This window comes from Streptomyces harbinensis, assembly GCF_900116145.1.
Taxonomy (GTDB): Bacteria; Actinomycetota; Actinomycetes; order Streptomycetales; family Streptomycetaceae; genus Streptomyces; species Streptomyces carpaticus.
This window is the reverse complement of sequence record NZ_FPAB01000008.1, coordinates 235,697-253,647: the sequence shown is the minus strand read 5'-3', so window position 1 is coordinate 253,647 and position 17,951 is coordinate 235,697. Positions and strand designations below refer to the sequence as shown.

At 73.2% G+C, this 17,951-nt stretch carries 18 protein-coding genes and 1 tRNA gene; 13 read left to right on the top strand and 6 right to left on the bottom strand.

Annotated features, from left to right (window positions below; genetic code table 11):
- A partial coding sequence (locus tag BM385_RS21780) for an IS110 family transposase (RefSeq protein WP_139275221.1) occupies positions 1-267 on the bottom strand: 267 nt, incomplete at its 3' end.
- Between the two features lie 209 nt (positions 268-476).
- On the opposite strand from BM385_RS21780, the gene BM385_RS21775 reads away from it, so the two are divergent.
- The 4 genes from BM385_RS21775 to BM385_RS21760 all read left to right on the top strand — a co-directional run bounded on the left by BM385_RS21775 (position 477) and on the right by BM385_RS21760 (position 4,494).
- A complete protein-coding gene (locus BM385_RS21775; protein ID WP_093844100.1) occupies positions 477-1,439 on the top strand; it encodes an ATP-binding cassette domain-containing protein in 963 nt (320 codons plus the stop codon).
- Complete coding sequence (locus BM385_RS21770; protein WP_019436374.1) at positions 1,436-2,269, top strand: ABC transporter permease; 834 nt, start codon at positions 1,436-1,438, stop codon at positions 2,267-2,269. Before BM385_RS21775 ends, BM385_RS21770 begins: the two co-directional genes overlap by 4 nt.
- Positions 2,270-2,428: 159 nt before the next feature.
- Complete coding sequence (locus BM385_RS21765; RefSeq protein WP_254791698.1) at positions 2,429-3,394, top strand: methyltransferase; 966 nt, start codon at positions 2,429-2,431, stop codon at positions 3,392-3,394.
- Positions 3,395-3,414: 20 nt separating this feature from the next.
- Positions 3,415-4,494 carry a tryptophan 2,3-dioxygenase family protein gene (locus BM385_RS21760; RefSeq protein WP_093844098.1) on the top strand — a complete coding sequence of 360 codons (1,080 nt, stop codon included), beginning with the start codon at positions 3,415-3,417 and terminating at the stop codon, positions 4,492-4,494.
- A gap of 61 nt (positions 4,495-4,555) precedes the next feature.
- On the opposite strand, the gene BM385_RS21755 is transcribed toward BM385_RS21760, so the two are convergent.
- From BM385_RS21755 to BM385_RS21745, 3 genes are all read right to left on the bottom strand, one after another.
- A complete protein-coding gene (locus tag BM385_RS21755) occupies positions 4,556-5,545 on the bottom strand; it encodes a cytochrome P450 (protein ID WP_093844097.1) in 990 nt (329 codons plus the stop codon).
- A 377-nt stretch (positions 5,546-5,922) separates the two neighbouring features.
- Positions 5,923-5,996: transfer RNA gene (locus BM385_RS21750), tRNA-Pro, on the bottom strand.
- A gap of 60 nt (positions 5,997-6,056) precedes the next feature.
- Complete coding sequence (locus tag BM385_RS21745) at positions 6,057-7,487, bottom strand: lipase maturation factor family protein (protein ID WP_019436378.1); 1,431 nt, start codon at positions 7,485-7,487, stop codon at positions 6,057-6,059.
- A gap of 98 nt (positions 7,488-7,585) precedes the next feature.
- Here BM385_RS21745 and BM385_RS21740 point away from each other — a divergent pair, with 98 nt between their 5' ends.
- The 6 genes from BM385_RS21740 (at position 7,586) to BM385_RS21715 (ending at position 13,924) form a co-directional block, all read left to right on the top strand.
- The gene (locus BM385_RS21740; RefSeq protein WP_093844096.1) at positions 7,586-8,572 is read left to right on the top strand and encodes an acetylxylan esterase; all 987 of its coding nucleotides are present in this window, start codon (positions 7,586-7,588) and stop codon (positions 8,570-8,572) included.
- A gap of 147 nt (positions 8,573-8,719) precedes the next feature.
- Positions 8,720-10,315: an ABC transporter substrate-binding protein gene (locus BM385_RS21735; RefSeq protein ID WP_019436380.1), complete on the top strand. Its 1,596-nt coding sequence runs from the start codon at positions 8,720-8,722 to the stop codon at positions 10,313-10,315.
- Between the two features lie 83 nt (positions 10,316-10,398).
- Positions 10,399-11,367, top strand: coding sequence for an ABC transporter permease (locus BM385_RS21730; RefSeq protein WP_093844115.1), 969 nt, complete (start codon positions 10,399-10,401; stop codon positions 11,365-11,367).
- Positions 11,368-11,374: 7 nt separating this feature from the next.
- A complete protein-coding gene (locus BM385_RS21725) occupies positions 11,375-12,265 on the top strand; it encodes an ABC transporter permease (RefSeq protein ID WP_093844095.1) in 891 nt (296 codons plus the stop codon).
- Positions 12,262-13,242 (top strand): ABC transporter ATP-binding protein, encoded by a 981-nt coding sequence (locus BM385_RS21720; RefSeq protein WP_175543074.1) that lies wholly within the window; start codon positions 12,262-12,264, stop codon positions 13,240-13,242. Before BM385_RS21725 ends, BM385_RS21720 begins: the two co-directional genes overlap by 4 nt.
- Entirely contained in the window at positions 13,235-13,924 is a 690-nt protein-coding gene (locus BM385_RS21715; protein ID WP_093844094.1) for an ABC transporter ATP-binding protein, read from the top strand. The genes BM385_RS21720 and BM385_RS21715 overlap by 8 nt, the downstream gene beginning before the upstream one ends.
- Here the strand turns inward: BM385_RS21715 and BM385_RS21710 are convergent.
- Positions 13,908-14,120 (bottom strand): hypothetical protein, encoded by a 213-nt coding sequence (locus tag BM385_RS21710; protein ID WP_026047877.1) that lies wholly within the window; start codon positions 14,118-14,120, stop codon positions 13,908-13,910. The two genes, BM385_RS21715 and BM385_RS21710, sit on opposite strands and share 17 nt — an antisense overlap.
- A 125-nt stretch (positions 14,121-14,245) precedes the next feature.
- Here BM385_RS21710 and BM385_RS21705 point away from each other — a divergent pair, with 125 nt between their 5' ends.
- Genes BM385_RS21705 through BM385_RS21695 form a run of 3 tightly spaced genes read left to right on the top strand, consistent with a single transcriptional unit; the run spans position 14,246 to position 17,073 of the window.
- Complete coding sequence (locus BM385_RS21705) at positions 14,246-15,361, top strand: sensor histidine kinase (RefSeq protein WP_093844093.1); 1,116 nt, start codon at positions 14,246-14,248, stop codon at positions 15,359-15,361.
- Positions 15,358-16,017, top strand: a complete 660-nt coding sequence (locus BM385_RS21700; protein ID WP_093844113.1) for a response regulator transcription factor — start codon at positions 15,358-15,360, stop codon at positions 16,015-16,017. The genes BM385_RS21705 and BM385_RS21700 overlap by 4 nt, the downstream gene beginning before the upstream one ends.
- Positions 16,018-16,041: 24 nt before the next feature.
- Positions 16,042-17,073 (top strand): MsnO8 family LLM class oxidoreductase, encoded by a 1,032-nt coding sequence (locus tag BM385_RS21695; protein WP_026047878.1) that lies wholly within the window; start codon positions 16,042-16,044, stop codon positions 17,071-17,073.
- 24 nt (positions 17,074-17,097) lie between these two features.
- Here the strand turns inward: BM385_RS21695 and BM385_RS21690 are convergent, their stop codons facing one another.
- Complete coding sequence (locus tag BM385_RS21690; RefSeq protein ID WP_093844092.1) at positions 17,098-17,916, bottom strand: SAM-dependent methyltransferase; 819 nt, start codon at positions 17,914-17,916, stop codon at positions 17,098-17,100.
- Positions 17,917-17,951 lie beyond the last annotated feature (35 nt).

The window sequence follows — 17,951 nt, the reverse complement described above, 5'->3', positions numbered from 1 at the left end:
GGTGCGGCCGGGCACGTAGACGACCTGCTGGCCGTGCGCGATGAGCAGGGCCAGCAGAAGGGCGGAGGCCCGGCCGGAGATGTCCACCGCCCACCGCACCTCGCCGGCCTTCTCCCGGGCAGTGTCGATCAGCGCCAGGATCTGGGCCTCGTCGTTGATCACCTTCGTCGAGAACAGCGTCTCGCCGCCGGTGTCCACCGCCACTGCCCAGTGATGCCCCTTGCCGGCGTCGATGCCGACCCAGACCCGCGCGTGAGACGTGCTCAAGCCCGTCGCTCCGTTCCACCGTGACCAGCGCTTCCGTGGCCCGGAGAACACTCCGCCGACAGGTCCTTAACCAGCGATGCCCGCAGTTCTCAATCAGTGGTCGGAGCGTCCCGGAGGACCGAGCGGCCATTCTCCTCAAGCCATCAACGGCAGACAACCATCAGCCACACCCGGCCCTCCCGGACCGCCTCACATTCTTAAGGACGACCATGAGCGGTACCCCCCACGCGGTCCTCGCCGAAGGGCTGCGCAAGACCTACGGACCGACGCGCGCGCTGGACGGGTTCGACCTCGCCGTCCCGGAAGGCACCGTGTGCGGCCTGCTCGGACCCAACGGCGCCGGCAAGACCACCGCGGTACGGATCCTGGCCACCCTGCTGCGCGCGGACGGCGGCCGGGCCACCGTCGCCGGGTTCGACGTGACACGCCAGGCCGAGCAGGTCCGTTACCGCATCGGCCTCACCGGACAGTACGCGGCGGTCGACGACGCGCTCACCGGAGTGCAGAACCTCCAGATGTTCGGCCGGCTCTTCCACCTGAGCAAGGCCGCCGCCCGCGCCCGGGCCGAAGAGCTCCTGGACCGGTTCGGCCTCACCGGGGCCGCGCACCGGAAAGCCGGCACCTACTCCGGCGGCATGAAGCGCCGCCTCGACCTGGCCGCCGGCCTGGTACTCGCCCCGCGCGTGCTCTTTCTCGACGAACCCACCACCGGTCTCGACCCGCGCAACCGCAACGAGGTCTGGTCCGTGGTCCGTTCCCTCGTCGCGGGCGGCACGACCGTACTCCTGACCACCCAGTACCTGGACGAGGCGGACCAACTGGCCGACCGGATCGCGGTGATGGACGCGGGCCGGGTGATCGCCGAGGGCACCCCGGCCGAGCTGAAGGCCCGCATCGGCGGGGACCAGGTCGATGTGGTGCTGCGCGACGCCACCCACCTCTCCGAGGTGGCGGCCCTGCTCTCCCGTGTCACGGACGGCACCCCGGAGACCGACGAGGACGGCTTCCGGGTCAGCGCCCCGGTGACCGGCCGGGCCGCCGCGCTCACCGGCATCCTGCGCGCCCTGGACACGGCCGGCATCGAGGTGGAGGACGTCGCCGTGCGGCGCCCCACCCTGGACGAGGTGTTCCTGCGCCTGACCGGGCGCCCGACCGACGAGGTGACCGCATGAGCACGCTGCCCGCACCGGTGATCCCGACCACCCCGGCCGCCCGGTTCCGGTACGCCGTGGCCGACGGCTGGGTCGTCGCCCGCCGCTATCTGACGCACTGGGTGCAGGAACCCGGCCGCATCGTCGCCGGTCTGGTCTTCCCCGGCATGATGGTGCTGCTGTTCGGCTACGTCTTCGGCAGCGCCATGCAGGTGCCCGGCGGCGGGAACTACCGGGAATTCCTCATGCCCGGCCTGTTCGCGATGACCATGGCCATGGGCATCGCGGTCACCGTCACCGCCGTCGTCTCCGACACCTCACGGGGCATCACCGACCGGTTCCGTTCCCTGCCGATGGCCCGCTCCGCCGTGGTCACCGGCCGCAGCATCGCCGACATGGTGAACTCGCTCCTCGACCTGGTGGTCCTCCTCCTGTGCGGTCTGCTCGTCGGCTGGCAGTGGCACAACGGGCCCGGCTCCGCGCTGGCCGCCGTCGGGCTGCTTCTGCTGCTGCGCTTCGCCCTGGTGTGGGTGGGCATCTACCTGGGCCTGATCCTGCCGAGCCCCGAGGCGGTGACCGTGGTGCTCGCCCCGGTCTATCCGCTGACGATGATCGCCAACACCTTCGTCTCCCCGCAGCAGATGCCGTCCTGGCTCGGCACCCTCGCCGAATGGAACCCGCTGTCGGCCACCGTCACCGCCACCCGGGAGCTGTTCGGCAACGCCGGTCCCGCGGCCGGCGGCTCCTGGGTCGCGGAGAACGCCATGCTCATGGCCGTCGTGTGGCCGGCCGTGCTGATCGCCGTGTTCCTGCCGCTTTCGGTACGCCGCTACCGCCGGCTCAGCCACTGAAAAGGCCGGGGCCGCCCGCCGATTCTGCTGTCAACCGATAAATGACACAATTCCAGCGCTGTCGGCATTCCGCTCGCTCGGGTAGTGTCACCTCCGGCGAGTGCCGTTCACTGGGGGTGGAGAATGCTGCCGGAAGCACTTGAGCGGGCCGTGTTCGGAATGTACGCGACGCACGCATTGCATCTGGCGGACACCCACGGGGTGCTTCGATTTCTGCTCGGCCGTGACGGGACGTCCGCTGCCGAAATGGCGGCGGCACTCGACCTCGACGAGGAGACCCTGACCCGGCTGCTGATCGCCCTCGACGCCCTCGCATTGGTGGAATCGACACCCTCCGGATATCGGCTGCCCGATTCCATGGCGCCTTTCGTGGACCCGGCGAGCCCCCGGCACATCGGCGGCTTCGTGCACCACCTCGTGCACGGCGCCGCGGCCAGGATGCCCGTCCTGGACGACTATCTGCGGCGCGGCAAGGCCGCGGTGGACGCCGCGCTCCCGCCGCCCTTCGACACCATCTACGCGACCGAGCAGTCCACCGCCGCGTTCCTGCACGCGATGTGGCAGCTCAGTTTCTCCGTCTCCGGCGAACTGGCCGCTCTCGCCGGCCTGGAGGAGACCACGCACCTGATCGACGTCGGCGGGGCCGGCGGCGCCTTCGCCGTCGCCGCGCTGGAGCGGGCGCCCCACCTGCGCGCCACCGTGTACGACCTGCCGCAGGTCGAGCCCCATCTGGCCGCGACCGTCGCCGAACGCGGCCTCGGAGAGCGGCTCGGCTTCGTCGCCGGCGACTTCCTCCGTGACGACCAGCTGCCCGCGGGGGACTGTTTCGCCTTCGGCTACATCCTGTCCGACTGGACCGACGAGACCTGCCTCGCGCTGCTGAGCAAGGCGTACCGGGCCTGCTCGCCGGGTGGCCGGGTGCTGGTCATGGAGCGGCTGTTCGACGAGGACCGCAGGGGCCCGCTGGCCACCGCGGTCATGAACCTGTCCATGCATGTGGAGACCCAGGGGCGCCACCGGACCGCCGCCGAATACACCGGCCTGCTGGCACGCGCGGGCTGGACCGACAGCCGGGTGGCGCGCTCCAGCCAGGACAAACACCTGGTGGTGGCCCACAAGCCCTGACACGTTCCAGGGGGAATGTGATGGCGCTCTTTCCGGAAAGCTGCACACGGATCATCGACCTGCAAAGCGGCAAGGGCCGCTGGGCACTCACCGAGACCGACCGCGCGGAACTGGCGGCGGTGCACGCCCGCACCCGGGCGGCGCCGCCGGGGACCGAGGAGGAACTGCTCCACCTGCTCACCCGGCCGTTCGCCACCGAGGACATCCCGGAGTACTTCCGCTACACCAGCCTGCACGTCCTCGCCTGGTACCTGGCCGGCGCACCGGACCAGGTGGCCGCCACCCTCCGCGCCATGGACGCCGCACTCGCCGACCTCACCGCCGTCGAACACGCCGCCGGTGAGGACGAGGAACGGCTGCGCCGGCTGGCCGCGCTGCGCGCGCATCTGCGGACGCTGCCCCACGCGGACGGCCCAGCGGCGCCGGTGCTCGACACGGTGGACGCCGCCCAGCGCGAGCGGCTGCGGATCCTGGTGGCCTGCACCGGCTTCCCGATGTCCGACCGGCACGACGAGCATGTGTTCCTGCGCGCGGTGCACGTCTGCGAACTGGCCTACTACCTCATCCGCCACCAGGCGGGAGCGGTCGTCGCCGCCGTGGGCACCCCGGCGGCGTCCACGCTGCTCGCCCGGCTCGCCCGGTACGCCGACCTGCCGAACCGGGTGTTCCACGTCCTGCGCACCCTGACCCCCGAGTCCTTCATGAGCTTCCGGGAGGCCACCGGCTACGCCAGCGCCGTCCAGTCGCTGAACTACCACCTCATGGAGCTCGCCCTCTACGGGCACGACCCCCGCAAGGACCAGGTGCTCACCCGGTACCCGCATCTGCGACCGCTCACCGAGCCCCCGCTGCGCGAGGCGTACTCCCTGCGGCAGGCCGTGGCCGAGTCGGGCGATCCGGGGCTCGCCGGGGCATGGCAGGAACTCGCCCGCAACCTGCTGACCTGGCGGGGACGGCACTACGGCTTCGGGCGGCGCTATCTCGCCGACATCCAGGGGTCGGGCGGCACCGAGGGCGCCGAGTACCTCAAGGGGTTCGTGGTGAAGCGGGCGGCGCCCGGCGGGCGGACACCGGTGCCGGTGCACTTCGCCTACCGCTGAGGCCGGCGCCCCGGCGGCGGCCCGTCCTCCCCGGGCCGCCGCCTCGCGCCGTTCCGCCCGCTCAGGCCGCCCGGAGCGTGACCGGCAGCGCCTCGTGCCCCCGGATCAGCGTGGAACGCATCCGCCGCACCGGCCCGGCCGGCTCGGCCGCCGCCACCCGGCGCACCAGCTGCTCGAACATGACCGTCAGCTCGGTGGTGGCCAGCGCGCTGCCCAGACAGAAGTGGGTGCCGTGCGCGAAGGCCAGATGCCGGTTGGGTGCCCGCCGCAGGTCCAGCCGCTCCGGCGCGGCGAACTCCGCCTCGTCGCGGTTGCCCGAGGGCAGCCACAGCGCGACCGGCGAGCCCTTGGGCACCGGGAAGCCGCCCAGGGTGGTGTCGGTCGCCGTGGTGCGCAGCACATGCATGGCGGGGCTGGTGTAGCGCAGGATCTCCGGCACGACGGTCGGGGGCAGCCCGTCCTGGGCCCGCAGCCACCGCCACTCCCCGGGATGCTCGATCAGCGCCAGCAGACCGCCCACGGTGGCATGGCGGGTGGTCTCGTTCCCGCCGGAGATCAGGCCGTCGCAGTTGAGGAAGATCTCCTCGTCGGTGAGCGGACGGCCGTCGATCTCCCCGTTGACCAGGGCGGTCACGATGTCCTCACCCGGCTCCCGGCGCCGCCGCTCCACCAGCTCCTCGTAGTAGGACAGGATGTCCACGTGCGCCTCGGCCACCGCCAGCGGGTCCGCCTCGCCGGTCGCGCCGAAGGCGGTCATCGTGCGGTCCAGCATGAAGTCCCAGTCCGCGGGCGGGACACCGAGCATGTCGCAGATCGTCGCCACGGGCAGCCGCGCGGCCACGGCGGTGAAGTCCCCGCCGCCGGCGGCCAGCGCCTCCTCCAGCACCGAGTCCACCGTGGTCCGCATGGTCTCCTCCAGCCGGCGGACCATGCGCGGGGTGAACGCCCCGTTGATGATGCCCCTGATTTTGCCGTGCCGCGGCGGATCGGTGACGATCAGCATTTTCCCGGCCGCGGCGGCGGTGGCCGCCGGATTGTGGTCCAGACGCATACCGAGTTCTGACACAAACGTCGCCGAATCCCGCAGCACCCGGGATATCTCGGAATACGACAGCACCGCCCAGAAATCACCGGACGGACCCGTGCTGCGCCACACCGGCGACTGCCCGCGCAGCTCCGCCCACAGTTCTTCCGGTTTCCCGCTCCGGTAGAGTTCCGGATCCCCCAGGTCAACCGGGGCGACAGGTGAATTGACCACGTGATCGCTCCCCTCGAAAAGTGCCACCAGTTTTTCCGAGCGGATACCGGGCGGTCAACCGTGCCCGCGCGACAGCCGGAACGGGAGCGCCCGCCGCCCAGGACGGGGCACGCACGCCGAAAGGGCCGCCGAGCCGGGAGGAATCTCCCGCTCAGCGGCCCTTCGCACCGTCGGGACGACAGGATTTGAACCTGCGACCCCTTGACCCCCAGTCAAGTGCGCTACCAAGCTGCGCCACGTCCCGGTGCCTTGTGTGACCTGGGGCTTTGCCCCCTGTCGGCGTGCAGTAGAACCATACCGCATTTCAGTGAGTGCTCGCGCGAGGCGGGAGGTGGTCACCGAGGTCCGTGCGGTGCCACCAGGCCCGGGTCGCGCGGCGCTCGGCGGGGGTGGTGAAGCGGTAGCGGTACAGGCGGGCCCTGATGTACGTGGGCGGGGCGTCGGGGAAGGGGTTGACCCGCAGCAGGCGCAGGGTCGCGGCGTCGCCGGCCAGCAGCCGGTCGATCAGCCGGGGCAGCCAGGGCGCGGCGTAACCCGGGGTGAGCGCGGCGAACCACATCAGCCAGTCCAGGCGCAGATGGAAGGGGGCGAACTGGCGCGGCCTGCGGTCCACCGCCCCCGGCTTGCCGTGGAACTCGTACGCCCGCCAGGTGCCGCCCTCGGCCGGCTCCCGGTCGGTGGTGCCCTCCAGCACCACCTCGTAGCGCTGCCGGGTCACCGTGCCGAAGGCGCCGTAGGTGTTCACCAGATGGAGGCTGTTGAACGACCGGTTCATCGCCTGTCCGGGGGAGAGGAGATTGCGCACCGGCCAGTAGCTGAGCACCGCGATCAGCGCGGTGGCCGCCCCGGTCAGCGCGACGAACCACACCGGGGCCTCGCCCTGGCCGCCCGGCGGGGCGGGCAGCGGGAGGTGGCGGGCGGCGAGCGCGCCGTCCACCGCGGCCACCGCGAGCAGCAGGGTCAGCCAGTTCAGCCAGGCGAAGTTCCCCGAGGCGATCAGCCACAGCTGGGTGACGATCACCACCGCCGCCGCCCAGCTGCCCACCGGCTGGGGCGCGAACAGCGCGAAGGGGACGAGGAGCTGGGCCACGTGGTTGGCCGCGGCCTCCACCCGGTGCAGCGGGCGGGGAAGGTGGTGGAACCACCAGCTGAGCGGGCCGGGCATCGGCTGGGTCTCGTGGTGGTAGTAGAGGCAGGTCAGCCGCCGCCAGCAGCGGTCGCCGCGCCATTTGATCAGTCCGGCGCCCAGTTCGATCCGGAAGACCAGCCAGATCAGCAGATACAGGGTGGGGACCGGCGGGGCGATCGTGGCGTTGCCGAGGAAGACCGCCACGAAGCCCGCCTCCAGCAGCAGCGACTCCCAGCCGAAGGCGTACCAGGTCTGCCCGATGTTCACGATCGACAGGTACAGCGCCCACAGCACGGTCCACAGCAGCATCGAGGTCCACAGCGGCACCACGTCGGCGAGGCCCAGCGCCACCGCCGCCGACAGGGCCGCGCCGGTGCCCGCCACGGCGGTGAGCCGGCGGTCGGTGTAGCCGAGGTGGAACAGGCCCGGCGCGTCCCGGAACCGGATTCGGCGCAGGAGCAGCGGCGCCGGGGTGATGCCGCGTTCCCCGGCCAGCGGCCGGAACTCGCGCAGCGCGGCGAGGAAGGCAAGCAGATAGATCAGGGCCAGTCCGCGCTGGATCACCAGCCGGCTCAGCCAGGCGTCGGGGTCGCCGAACCACTCCATGCCGTATCCGTATCATCCACCCGTTGACCAGGGCGGGAACAACGGCTTGGGTGTGGGGTGGTAAGCGCTTGCTCCTTACCCTGCGAGAAAGAGGCCCCATGCCGCTGACCGATCTTCCGCTCGACGAACTGCGCGAATACCGCCCCGAGGTGCCGGCCCCCGCCGACTTCGACGCCTTCTGGACGGACACCCTCGCCACCGCCCGCGCCGCCGCCGGTGGACCGGCCGTCTACACCCCGGTCGCCGACGCGCCGCTGACCGCCGTGGACGTCTTCGACGTCCGCTTCCCCGGCTGGGGCGGCCAGCCCGTCGCCGGCTGGCTGCTGCTGCCGCGCGGTGCCCGGGGGCCGCTGCCCGCGGTCGTGCAGTACATCGGGTACAGCGGCGGCCGGGGCCTGTACACCGAGCACCTGCTGTGGAGCGCCGCCGGCTACGCCCACCTGGTGGTGGACAGCCGGGGCCAGGGGCACGAGACGCCCGACCCCGACCCGGTGCCGGGGCCCCAGTACGTGCGCGGCTTCATGACCCGTGGCATCCAGGACCCGGAGCACTACTACTACCGCCGGATCATGACCGACTGCGTCCGCGCCGTGGACGCGCTGCGCGAGCACCCGGCGATCGACCCGTCCCGGATCGTCGTGGCGGGCGGCAGTCAGGGCGGCGGACTGGCGCTGTCCACCGCCGGGCTGGCCGGCGACGCGGTGGCCGCCGCGCTCGTCGACGTACCGTTCCTGTGCCACTACCGGCGCTCCGCCGAGATCGCGAGCGCCGGTCCGTACCCGGAGATAGCCGAGTATCTCGGGTTCCACCAGCGGCACGACCCGGAGGCGGCCTTCCGCACCCTCAACTACTTCGACGGGCTGCACTTCGCCCCGCGCGCCAGTGCGCCGACCCTCTTCAGCGTGGCGCTGATGGATCCGGTCTGCCCGCCCTCCACCGTCTTCGCCGCCTACAACCGGTACGCGGGGGAGAAGGACATCACCGTCTGGCCCTTCGGTGACCACGCCGGCGGTCGTGGTTCGCAGCCGGTGGAGCAACTGCGCTGGCTCGCCGCGCGCGGGCTCGGCGGCGCGAGCGCCGGCTGAGCCGCCCGTTTTTCCCCGCATCGCCCCCGGTCATCCACCGGGGGCGATGTCATGTCCGTCACCTTTCCCGCCCTTTCCCGCCTTCCGCACATGCGCTTTAATTGCGAACGTTTCGCAATAGCGTTCCATGTTCAGAAGAAGGTACCCATGACGGCCCGCACGGTACGCACAGCGGTCGCGGCGCTCGGCGCCGGCACGCTGCTGACGCTCGCCGCCTGCTCCACCCCCGACGAGGGCGACAACACCGGAGCCGGCCGCGCCGACTCCCTGGTCGTCGGCATCGCCAACGAACCCGACACCCTCAGCCCTCTCCTCGGCTACGGCAAGGACGGCAACTCCAAGATCTTCGACGGACTGCTGCGCCACACCACCGACCTGGACCTGGAACCCGCACTCGCCGCCACCCTCCCCGAAGTCAGTGCCGACGGGCTCACCTACACCTTCCCGCTGCGCGAGGACGTCACCTTCAGCGACGGCGAGCCCTTCACCGCCGAGGACGTCGTCTTCACCTACGAGACCATCCTGGACGACGCCACCCTCAACCCCGCCAAGGACGAACTCGACGCCATCGACACCGTCGAGGCGCCCGACGCGCACACCGTCGTCTTCACCCTCGGCTACCCGTACGCGCCGTTCGCCGAGCGCACCGTCCTGCCCATCGCCGCCGCCCACGCCGCCGCCGAAGGCGACGTCAACACCGGCCCCTACAACACCGAGCCCATCGGCACCGGCCCCTACCTCCTCACCGGCTGGACCAAGGGCGAACGGCTCACCTTCGAGGCCAACCCCGACTACTGGGACGGCGCCCCCGAGGTCACCCGCCTCACCATGGCCGTCATCCCCGACGACGACGTCCGCGCCACCCGGCTGCGCACCGGCGACCTCGACGCCGCCGTCCTGCCCCCCAACCTCGCCGCCGGCTTCGCGGACGACCCCGTCCTGACCACCCTGCACGCCGAGAGCGCCGACTTCCGCGCCGTCACCCTGCCCACCGGGCACCCCGTCACCGGCGACCGCGACATCCGCCGCGCCCTCGACCTCGCCGCCAACCGCGACCTCATGGTCGAGGCCATCCTCTTCGGCGCCGGCCGCGCCGCCCACGGACCGATCACCACCGCGAGCGACTGGTTCACCGAGGGCACCGAGCGCACCTACGACCCCGAGGCCGCCGCGGCCCTGCTGGACGAGGCCGGCTGGACGGCCGGCGGCGACGGCGTCCGCGCCAGGGACGGACAGCGCGCCGCCTTCACCCTCTGGTACCCGGCCGGCGACCGGCTGCGCCAGGAACACGCCCTCGCCTACGCCTCCGACGCCAAGGAGATCGGCATCGACATCACCGTCGAATCCGGCTCCTGGGAAGTCATCGAACCCCGCCTGGACACCGACGCCGTACTCTCCGGCGGCGGCAACCCCACCGACCCCGACTTCGAGCTGTACGGCCTCCTCCACTCCACCCTCGCCGGCGACGGCTGGAACAACATGGGCCGCTACGCCAACCCCGCCGTCGACGCACAGCTCGACCTCGGCCGCCGCAGCGCCGACCCGGCCGAACGCGCCACCGCCTACGACACCGTGCAGCGCGAGTTCGCCGCCGACCCCGGCTACACCTTCCTCACCCACATCGACCACGTCTACGTCATGAAGGACGACTGGGACGGCGTCACCACCCAGGTCGAACCGCACGACCACGGCCTCGGCCACGGACCCTGGTGGAACGTGGAGAAGTGGCGGATCCGTTCGTGACCCACGGCACCACCGAGGCCCCGGCCCCCGTAGCCGCACCCGGCAGGACGGGCCGGGGCCGCACCGGCCCGCCCCTGGCGGCCCTGGCCCGGCTCGCCGGCCGCCGCGCCCTGGCGGCCGTCCCCGTCCTCACCGTGGTCACCCTCGGCATGTTCGCCGTCGCCGCCGCCTCCCCCTTCGACCCGGTGCGCCAGTACATCGGCTCCGACGGCCTCGGCGCCTCCCAGGACACCCTCGACACCCTGCGCGAGCGGCTCGCCGCCTCCGGCACCTTCGCCGAACAGTGGTGGGCCTGGCTGCGCTCCGCCCTCACCGGCGACCTCGGCCAGTCCCTCACCCTGCGCCAGCCCGTCACCGAGGTCATCGCCGAACGCGCCGGCTGGTCCCTGCTGCTGTGCGGCCTCGCCTTCCTGATCTCCCTCACCCTCGGCACCACCCTCGGCGTCCTCGCCGCCCGCCGCCCCGGCTCCGTCCTCGACCGCTGCGTCAGCTCCCTCAGCTACCTCCTCCAGGCCGCCCCGCCGTTCTGGCTCGCCCTCCTCGCCATCTGGCTCTTCGCCCTCCAACTGGGTGTGCTGCCGGCCGGCGGCCTCACCGACACCGGCTCCGACACCGTCACCGCCGGCTCCCTGCTGCGCCACCTGACGCTGCCCGTCGCCGTGCTCGCCGTCTCCCAGCTGCCCTGGTTCGTCCTCTACACCCGCCAGGGCGTCCTGGACGCCCTGCACGAGGACCCGGTACGCGGCGCCCGGGCCCGCGGCATCGACGAGCGCACCGTCCTGCTCGGCCACGCCCTGCGCTCCGGACTGCTCCCCGTCCTCACCCTCATCGGCACCCGGGTCCCCGAACTCATCACCGGCGCCCTGCTGGTCGAAACCGTCTTCAGCTGGCCCGGCATGGCCTCCGCCACCGTACGGGCCGCCACCGCCGCCGACTTCCCGCTGCTGGCCGCCCTCACCGTGATCTCCGCGCTCGCCGTCCTCGCCGGCAACCTCCTCGCCGACCTCCTCTACGGGCTGGCCGACCCGCGCGTCGACCCCGACCAGATGTGACCCCACCATGACCAGCACACGCCCCCGGCCCACCGACAACGGCCCCCGGCGCCCCCGCGACACCACCCGGCGCGGCACCCGCACCGTACGGGTGTGGACCTCCGCCGCCCTCGCCGCCGCCGCGGCCCTCGCCGCCCTCCTCGTCCCCCTGCTGGCCCCCCTGGACCAGCAAGCCGTCGACCTCACCGCCAAACTCCTCGCCCCCTCCGCCGACCACCCCTTCGGCACCGACGAACTCGGCCGCGACATCCTGCTGCGCAGCGTCCACGGACTGCGCGTCTCCCTGCTCGTCGGCATCACCGCCGCCCTCGTCGCCTCCGTGCTCGGCCTGCTCATCGGCGCCGCCGCCGGAGCCCTGGGCGGACGCACCGACCGGCTGGTCATGCGCGCCGTGGACACCTTCACCGCCGTTCCGCACCTGCTGATGGGCATCTTCATCGTCGCGATGTTCCGCCCCGGCATCTGGCCCGTCATCGCCTCCGTCGGCCTCACCCACTGGGTGTCCACCGCCCGCATCGTGCGCGCCGAAGTCCTCTCGCTGCGCTCCCGCCCCTACATCGACGCGGCCGTCTCCGGCGGAGCCTCCCGGCTGCGCGTCGCCCGCCGCCACCTGGTGCCCGCCGTCCTGCCCCAGGCCGGACTGGCCGCCGTGCTGATGGTGCCGCACGCCATCTGGCACGAGTCCGCCCTGTCGTTCCTGGGCCTCGGTATCCCGGCCCACCAGGCCAGCCTCGGCACCATGATCAACGGCGCCCGCGGCTCCCTCCTCACCGGCGAGTGGTGGCCCACCCTCTTCCCCGGCCTCTTCATCGTCGTGCCCACCCTCGCCATCGCCGGACTGGCCGGTGCCTGGCGGGAACGGATCAACCCACGCCGCCGATCGGAGCTGGTGCTGTGACCACCACGACCGCCCCCGCCCCACTGCTGTCCGTCCGCGGCCTGGCGGTGCGCTTCCTGATGCCCGGCGGCGCCGACATCGCCGCCGTGAACGACGTCTCCTTCGACCTGTCCGCCGGCGAATGCCTCGCCCTGGTGGGGGAGAGCGGCTGCGGCAAATCGGTCCTCGCCGGCGCCCTCCTGGGCCTGCTGCCCGGCAACGCCCGCACCCGCGGCAGCGCCCTGCTGTCCAGCGAACCGGGCGTCGTACCGATCGACCTGCCGGCCGCCGACGAGCGCACCCTGGCCCGTACCGTACGCGGCCGGCTCCTCGGCCTCGTACCGCAGAGCCCGGCCGGCCACCTCACCCCGGTGCGCACCGTGCGCTCCCAGCTGCGCGAGACCATCCGCGCGCTGCACGGCACCCGCGGCCGGGACCTGGCCGCCGCCACCGAGGCCGCCGCCGAACGCGCCGCGTTCCCCGCCGACCACCTCGACCGCTACCCGCACCAGCTCTCCGGCGGCCTCGCCCAGCGCGCCGCCACCGCCCTCGCCCTGGTCGGCGACGCCCCGCTGCTGATCGCCGACGAACCCACCACCGGCCTCGACCGCGACCTGGTCGCCCGCACCGTCGGCGAACTGCGCCGGCACACCGACGAGGGCCGCGCCCTGCTGGTCATCACCCACGACCTGGCCGCCGCCGAACGGATCGCCGACCGGGTCGCCGTCATGTACGCCGGACGCATCGTCGAACTCACCGACGCCGCCCCCTTCTTCGGCACCCCCGGCCCCCGCCACCCGTACGCCGCCGGGCTGCTGCGCGCCCTGCCGGAACGCGACTTCACCCCCATCCCCGGACAACCGCCCGGGCTGGACGCCCTGCCCGCCGGCTGCGCCTTCGCCCCGCGCTGCCCGCGCGCCACCGCCGTCTGCGCCGAACCGCCCGACCTGATCGACGGCACCGCCTGCCACCACGTCCCGGAGCCCGCCGATGTCTGAACCCGCCCCCGCCCTCGAACTCACCGGCATCACCGCCGGATACGAACGCCGCCCCCCGGTCGTCCGCGACATCTCGCTGCGGGTCGCCGCCGGCGAGGCCCTCGGCCTGCTCGGCCCCTCCGGCTGCGGCAAGTCCACCCTCGCCCGGGTCGCCGCCCTCCTGCACCGCCCCCGCGCCGGCACCGTCCACCTCGCCGGCCGGCGGGCCACCGGCTTCCGGCACCGCGCCCCGCGCGCCCAGCGCACCCGCGTCGGCGTCGTCTTCCAGCAGCCCCGGCAGGCCGCCGACCCCCGGCTCACCCTCCACGACCTGATCGCCGAACCCCTGCGCGCCACCGGCGACACCACCGCACTGCCCGCACGCGTCGCCGCACTCGCCGACGCCACGGGCCTGGGCACCGAACTGCTCTACCGCCGCCCCCACCAGGTCAGCGACGGACAGCTCCAGCGCGCCTGCCTCGCCCGCGCCCTCGTCCTGCGTCCCGCCCTGCTCATCTGCGACGAGATGACCGCCATGCTGGACGCCTCCACCACCGCCGCGCTGGTCGCCGTCGTCGAGGACTACCGCCGCGACACCGGCGCCGCCCTCCTCACGGTCGGCCACGACCGGGCCCTGCTGCACCGCTGGTGCGACCGGCTCCAGGAGTTCCCCCGGGAGCGGCCCCTCACCCCGGCCCCCTGACCTTCCCCGCCCCCGCGCACACCGCGGCGCCCAGCACGATCAGCACCAGGTTCGCGAAGATCTCCATCCCCGCCAGCGGGCCACCGACGCGGTGCACCAGCGACCACGGCCCGAACCAGTCGATCGCCTCGTACACCAGCCCCGCTGCTCCGTTCAGCAGCAACAGGACACCCACGGCCTCCAGCACACTCTTCATGCCCGCCATGCTCGGCCCGCCCCCGCTCCCGGGGGAGCGGACCAAGGTATACGGCGCCCCGACTTCCGTACCGCGTTCCCGGCCGCCCCGGCGGGCGGCCCGCGCCGCGGCGTTACGGTCGGGGCATGGTCACCCGCAGCCGGCGCGACTGGATCGTCGACATCACCGCCATCGCCGTCGCCGCCTGCTTCTCCGTCCTCACCTCCGGCGTCCTCTTCGGCGAGGTCCGCGAACCGCACTGGCTGGTCGTCCTCGACCAGATCGCCGCCGCGGGCGCCTGCGCCGCCCTGTGGCTGCGCCGCCGGCACCCCTTCGCCCTCGCTCTCGCCCTCGTCGTGCTGGGCACCTTCTCGCACTTCATGGGCGGACCGCTGTGGGTGGCGCTGTTCACCGCCGCCGTGCACTGCCGGCCCCGTACGGTGGCTCTGCTGGTCGCGCTCCTGCTCGCCCTGCGCCCGGTCTCGCTGGCGCTGCGCCCCGAGTCGCAGGTCCCGGACCAGGTGGTCGTCGCCGCCTCCCTGGTGATGCTCACCGCCGTCATCAGCTGGGGCATGACCGTACGGTACCGGCGCCGGCTGCTCGCCACGCTGTACCAGCAGGCCCGCCGCGAGACCCGCGAGGCGGTCGCCCGCGAGATGCACGATGTGCTCGCCCACCGGCTCTCGCTGCTCAGCGTGCACGCCGGCGCCCTGGAGTACGCCGCCGGGGCCTCCCCGCAGGACGTGCAGCGGGCCGCCGGCGTCATCCGCGAATCCGCCCACCAGGCCCTGGAGGAACTGCGCGATGTGATCGGCGTACTGCGCGCCGCCCCCGGGGAAGGGCCCGGCACCGGCTCCGCCCGGCCCCAGCCCACCCACCGCGAGCTGCCCCGGCTCGCCGGGGAAGCCCGGCGGGCCGGCGCCCCCGTCACCCTCGACCAGCGGCTGGACGCCGCCGACACCCTCCCGGACACCACCGGCCGCACCGTCTACCGCGTCGTCCAGGAAGGACTCACCAACGCCCGCAAACACGCCCCGGGCGCCGCGGCCACCGTCACCGTCGAGGGCGCGCCGGGCGAGGGCGTCACCGTCGAGGTCAGCAACCCGGTCGGCGCGCCGCAGCTGCCCGGCCGGCTCGTCCCCGGCTCCGGCCGCGGGCTGACCGGACTGCGCGAACGCGTCACCCTGGCCGGCGGCCGGTTCGAGGCGGGCCGGGACCGCGGACGGTTCCGGCTGCACGCCTGGCTACCGTGGCCCCCATGACGATCCGAGTGCTGCTCGTGGACGACGACCCCCTGGTGCGCGCCGGGCTGCGGCTGATGCTGGGCGCCGCCGCGGACATCGAGGTGGTGGGGGAGGCCGGGGACGGCGCCGAGGTCCCCACCCTGGTGCGGCGGGCCGCCCCCGACGTGGTGCTGATGGACATCCGGATGCCCGGCACGGACGGTCTCGCCGCCACCGAGGCGCTGCGCGCCGCGCCCCGTCCGCCGGAGGTCGTGGTGCTCACCACCTTCCACGCCGACGAGCAGGTGCTGCGGGCGCTGCGTGCCGGGGCGGCCGGCTACGTCCTCAAGGACACCCCGCCCGCCCGGATCGTCGAGGCGGTACGCCGCGTCGCCGCCGGTGACCCGGTGCTCTCCCCGGCCGTCACCCGGGCGCTGATCGGCGCGGTCACCGGCGCCGGCCGCGACACCCGGCGCGCCCGCCGCCGGCTGGAGGCGCTGGCGGACCGCGAACGCGAGGTCGCGGTGGCGGTCGGCAGGGGCCTGTCCAACGCGGAGATCGCCGCCTCCCTGTATCTGAGCGTGCCCACCGTCAAGGCGTACGTCTCGCGGATCCTCACCAAGCTGGAGCTGAACAACCGGGTGCAGATCGCCCTGCTCGTCCAGGACGCCGGGCTGGTCGACCGGGAATCCTGAGCGCCCGCCGCTGTTGCACCTGGTGTGGATGCGATACGGACGAGGGTGCGCTGGTCGGTGCTGGACCGGGCGCTGATCCGGCGCGGGCAGAGCGCGGCCGGGGCCCTGCGGGAGACGGTGGAGTTCGCCGGCGAGATCGAACGACTGGGCTACCACCGGTTCTGGGTGGCCGAGCACCACGCGGTCCCCGGCATCGCCGGGTCCGCGCCCACCGTGCTGGCCGCCGCCGTGGCCGCCGCGACCTCCCGCATCCGGGTCGGCACCGGCGGGGTCATGCTCCCCAACCACCGGCCGCTGGTGGTCGCCGAGCAGTTCGGTGTCCTGGAGTCCCTCTTCCCGGGCCGCATCGACATGGGCCTGGGGCGGTCCGTCGGCTTCACCGGCCCGGTGCGCCGCGCGCTCGGGGTGGAGAAGTCCGCCGCCGACCGCTTCGGCGAACAGCTGACCGAACTGCTCGGCTACTTCGGCGACCCGCCGGCCGGCGCCCGTACCGGCCCGGCCGCGCTCAGCGCCATGCCCGCGCGCGGGCTGCGCGTCCCCGCCCATGTCCTCGCGATCGGCTCCGGCGCCGACATCGCCGCCGCCCACGGACTGCCGGTCGTGATGGCCCTGCACGCCGACACCGACCGCACCCTGGCCGCACTCGACCGCTACCGGGCCGGCTTCCGGCCCTCCGCGCAGTGCGAGGAGCCGTATGTCCTGCTGGCGGTCAACGCCGCCGTCGCCGCCACCCCGGAGCGGGCCGCGCTGCTCCAACTGCCCGAGGCGTGGGCCACCGCCCGTTCCCGGATCGACGGGGCCTTCCCGCCCCTCGACCCACCGGAGGAGATCGCCGCCCGCGTCCTGACCGAGCGCGAACGCGGCTACGTAGAGCAGGCCAGGGCCGCCCAGCTCCACGGCGACGGCCCCTCGGTGGCACGGCGGCTGGACGACCTGCTCGCCAGGACCGGCGCGGACGAGGTACTGGTCACCCTCACCACCCACGACCCGGCGGACCGCCGCGACTCCTACCGGCGGCTGGCCGCGCTCGCCGGGCTCCCCGGCGGCGCGGCCTGAACGGGACGGATGCCGCTGCGCGCGCTACTTCTTGTACGCGATGCCCCCCTGCATCAGCCGCTGGGCGACGCTCAGCGGCTCGGTGACCGGCTCGTCGGGCCGCCACTGCGGCAGCGCCACGACCCCGGGCTCCCGGAGCTCGAAGCCCTCGAAGTAGTCCTCGATCTCCGGCAGCGTACGGAACCGGCCGGTGCCCAGGAACTCCAGCATCGTCTCCTCCACCGCCCGGGCCTCCGGGCCGGTGTCGGCGAAGCAGGTGATGGCCAGGTAACTGCCGGACGGCACCGCCGACATGTACGACTGCACGATGCCCTTCGGGTCCTCGTCGTCGTGCAGGTGGTGCAGGATCCCGATCAGCAGGACCCCGACGGGCTGCGAGAAGTCGATCAGCCGCTGCACGTCCGGGTGGTTCAGCACACCCTGCGGATCGCGCAGATCCGCCGTCACCACGGCCGTCTGGTCGTCGACCTGGAGCAGCGCCTGGCCGTGCGCCAGCACGATCGGATCGTTGTCGACATAGACGACCCGCGCGTCGGGAGCGTGCCGCTGCGCCACCTGGTGGGTGTTCTCCAGGGTCGGCAGCCCGGCACCCAGATCGATGAACTGCCGGATCCCGGCCTCGGCGGCCAGATGGCGCACGATCCGGCCCAGGATCTGCCGGTTGTACTGGCCGACGTCACCGATGTGCGGCATGGTGACGCGCACCTGGTCGGCGACGACGCGGTCCACGTCGTAATGGTCCTTGCCACCGAGAACGGCGTCATACACCCGTGCGATGCTCGGCTTGCTGGTGTCGATGAACGTGGACTGGCCCTTCCCCGGGGCGGTGTTCTCGTGCGACATCGCGGTTCTCCATCCCTCAGCACGTGCGGGTCAGA

What these genes read in the sequence shown, in the direction of transcription:
- BM385_RS21775 (WP_093844100.1), top strand. Translation starts at nt 477, where the DNA reads ATGAGCGGTACCCCCCACGCGGTCCTCGCCGAAGGGCTGCGCAAGACC.
- BM385_RS21770 (WP_019436374.1), top strand. Translation starts at nt 1,436, where the DNA reads ATGAGCACGCTGCCCGCACCGGTGATCCCGACCACCCCGGCCGCCCGG.
- BM385_RS21765 (WP_254791698.1), top strand. Translation starts at nt 2,429, where the DNA reads ATGTACGCGACGCACGCATTGCATCTGGCGGACACCCACGGGGTGCTT.
- BM385_RS21760 (WP_093844098.1), top strand. Translation starts at nt 3,415, where the DNA reads ATGGCGCTCTTTCCGGAAAGCTGCACACGGATCATCGACCTGCAAAGC.
- BM385_RS21755 (WP_093844097.1), bottom strand. Translation starts at nt 5,545, where the DNA reads ATGCGTCTGGACCACAATCCGGCGGCCACCGCCGCCGCGGCCGGGAAA.
- BM385_RS21745 (WP_019436378.1), bottom strand. Translation starts at nt 7,487, where the DNA reads ATGGAGTGGTTCGGCGACCCCGACGCCTGGCTGAGCCGGCTGGTGATC.
- BM385_RS21740 (WP_093844096.1), top strand. Translation starts at nt 7,586, where the DNA reads ATGCCGCTGACCGATCTTCCGCTCGACGAACTGCGCGAATACCGCCCC.
- BM385_RS21735 (WP_019436380.1), top strand. Translation starts at nt 8,720, where the DNA reads ATGACGGCCCGCACGGTACGCACAGCGGTCGCGGCGCTCGGCGCCGGC.
- BM385_RS21725 (WP_093844095.1), top strand. Translation starts at nt 11,375, where the DNA reads ATGACCAGCACACGCCCCCGGCCCACCGACAACGGCCCCCGGCGCCCC.
- BM385_RS21715 (WP_093844094.1), top strand. Translation starts at nt 13,235, where the DNA reads ATGTCTGAACCCGCCCCCGCCCTCGAACTCACCGGCATCACCGCCGGA.
- BM385_RS21710 (WP_026047877.1), bottom strand. Translation starts at nt 14,120, where the DNA reads ATGAAGAGTGTGCTGGAGGCCGTGGGTGTCCTGTTGCTGCTGAACGGA.
- BM385_RS21705 (WP_093844093.1), top strand. Translation starts at nt 14,246, where the DNA reads ATGGTCACCCGCAGCCGGCGCGACTGGATCGTCGACATCACCGCCATC.
- BM385_RS21700 (WP_093844113.1), top strand. Translation starts at nt 15,358, where the DNA reads ATGACGATCCGAGTGCTGCTCGTGGACGACGACCCCCTGGTGCGCGCC.
- BM385_RS21690 (WP_093844092.1), bottom strand. Translation starts at nt 17,916, where the DNA reads ATGTCGCACGAGAACACCGCCCCGGGGAAGGGCCAGTCCACGTTCATC.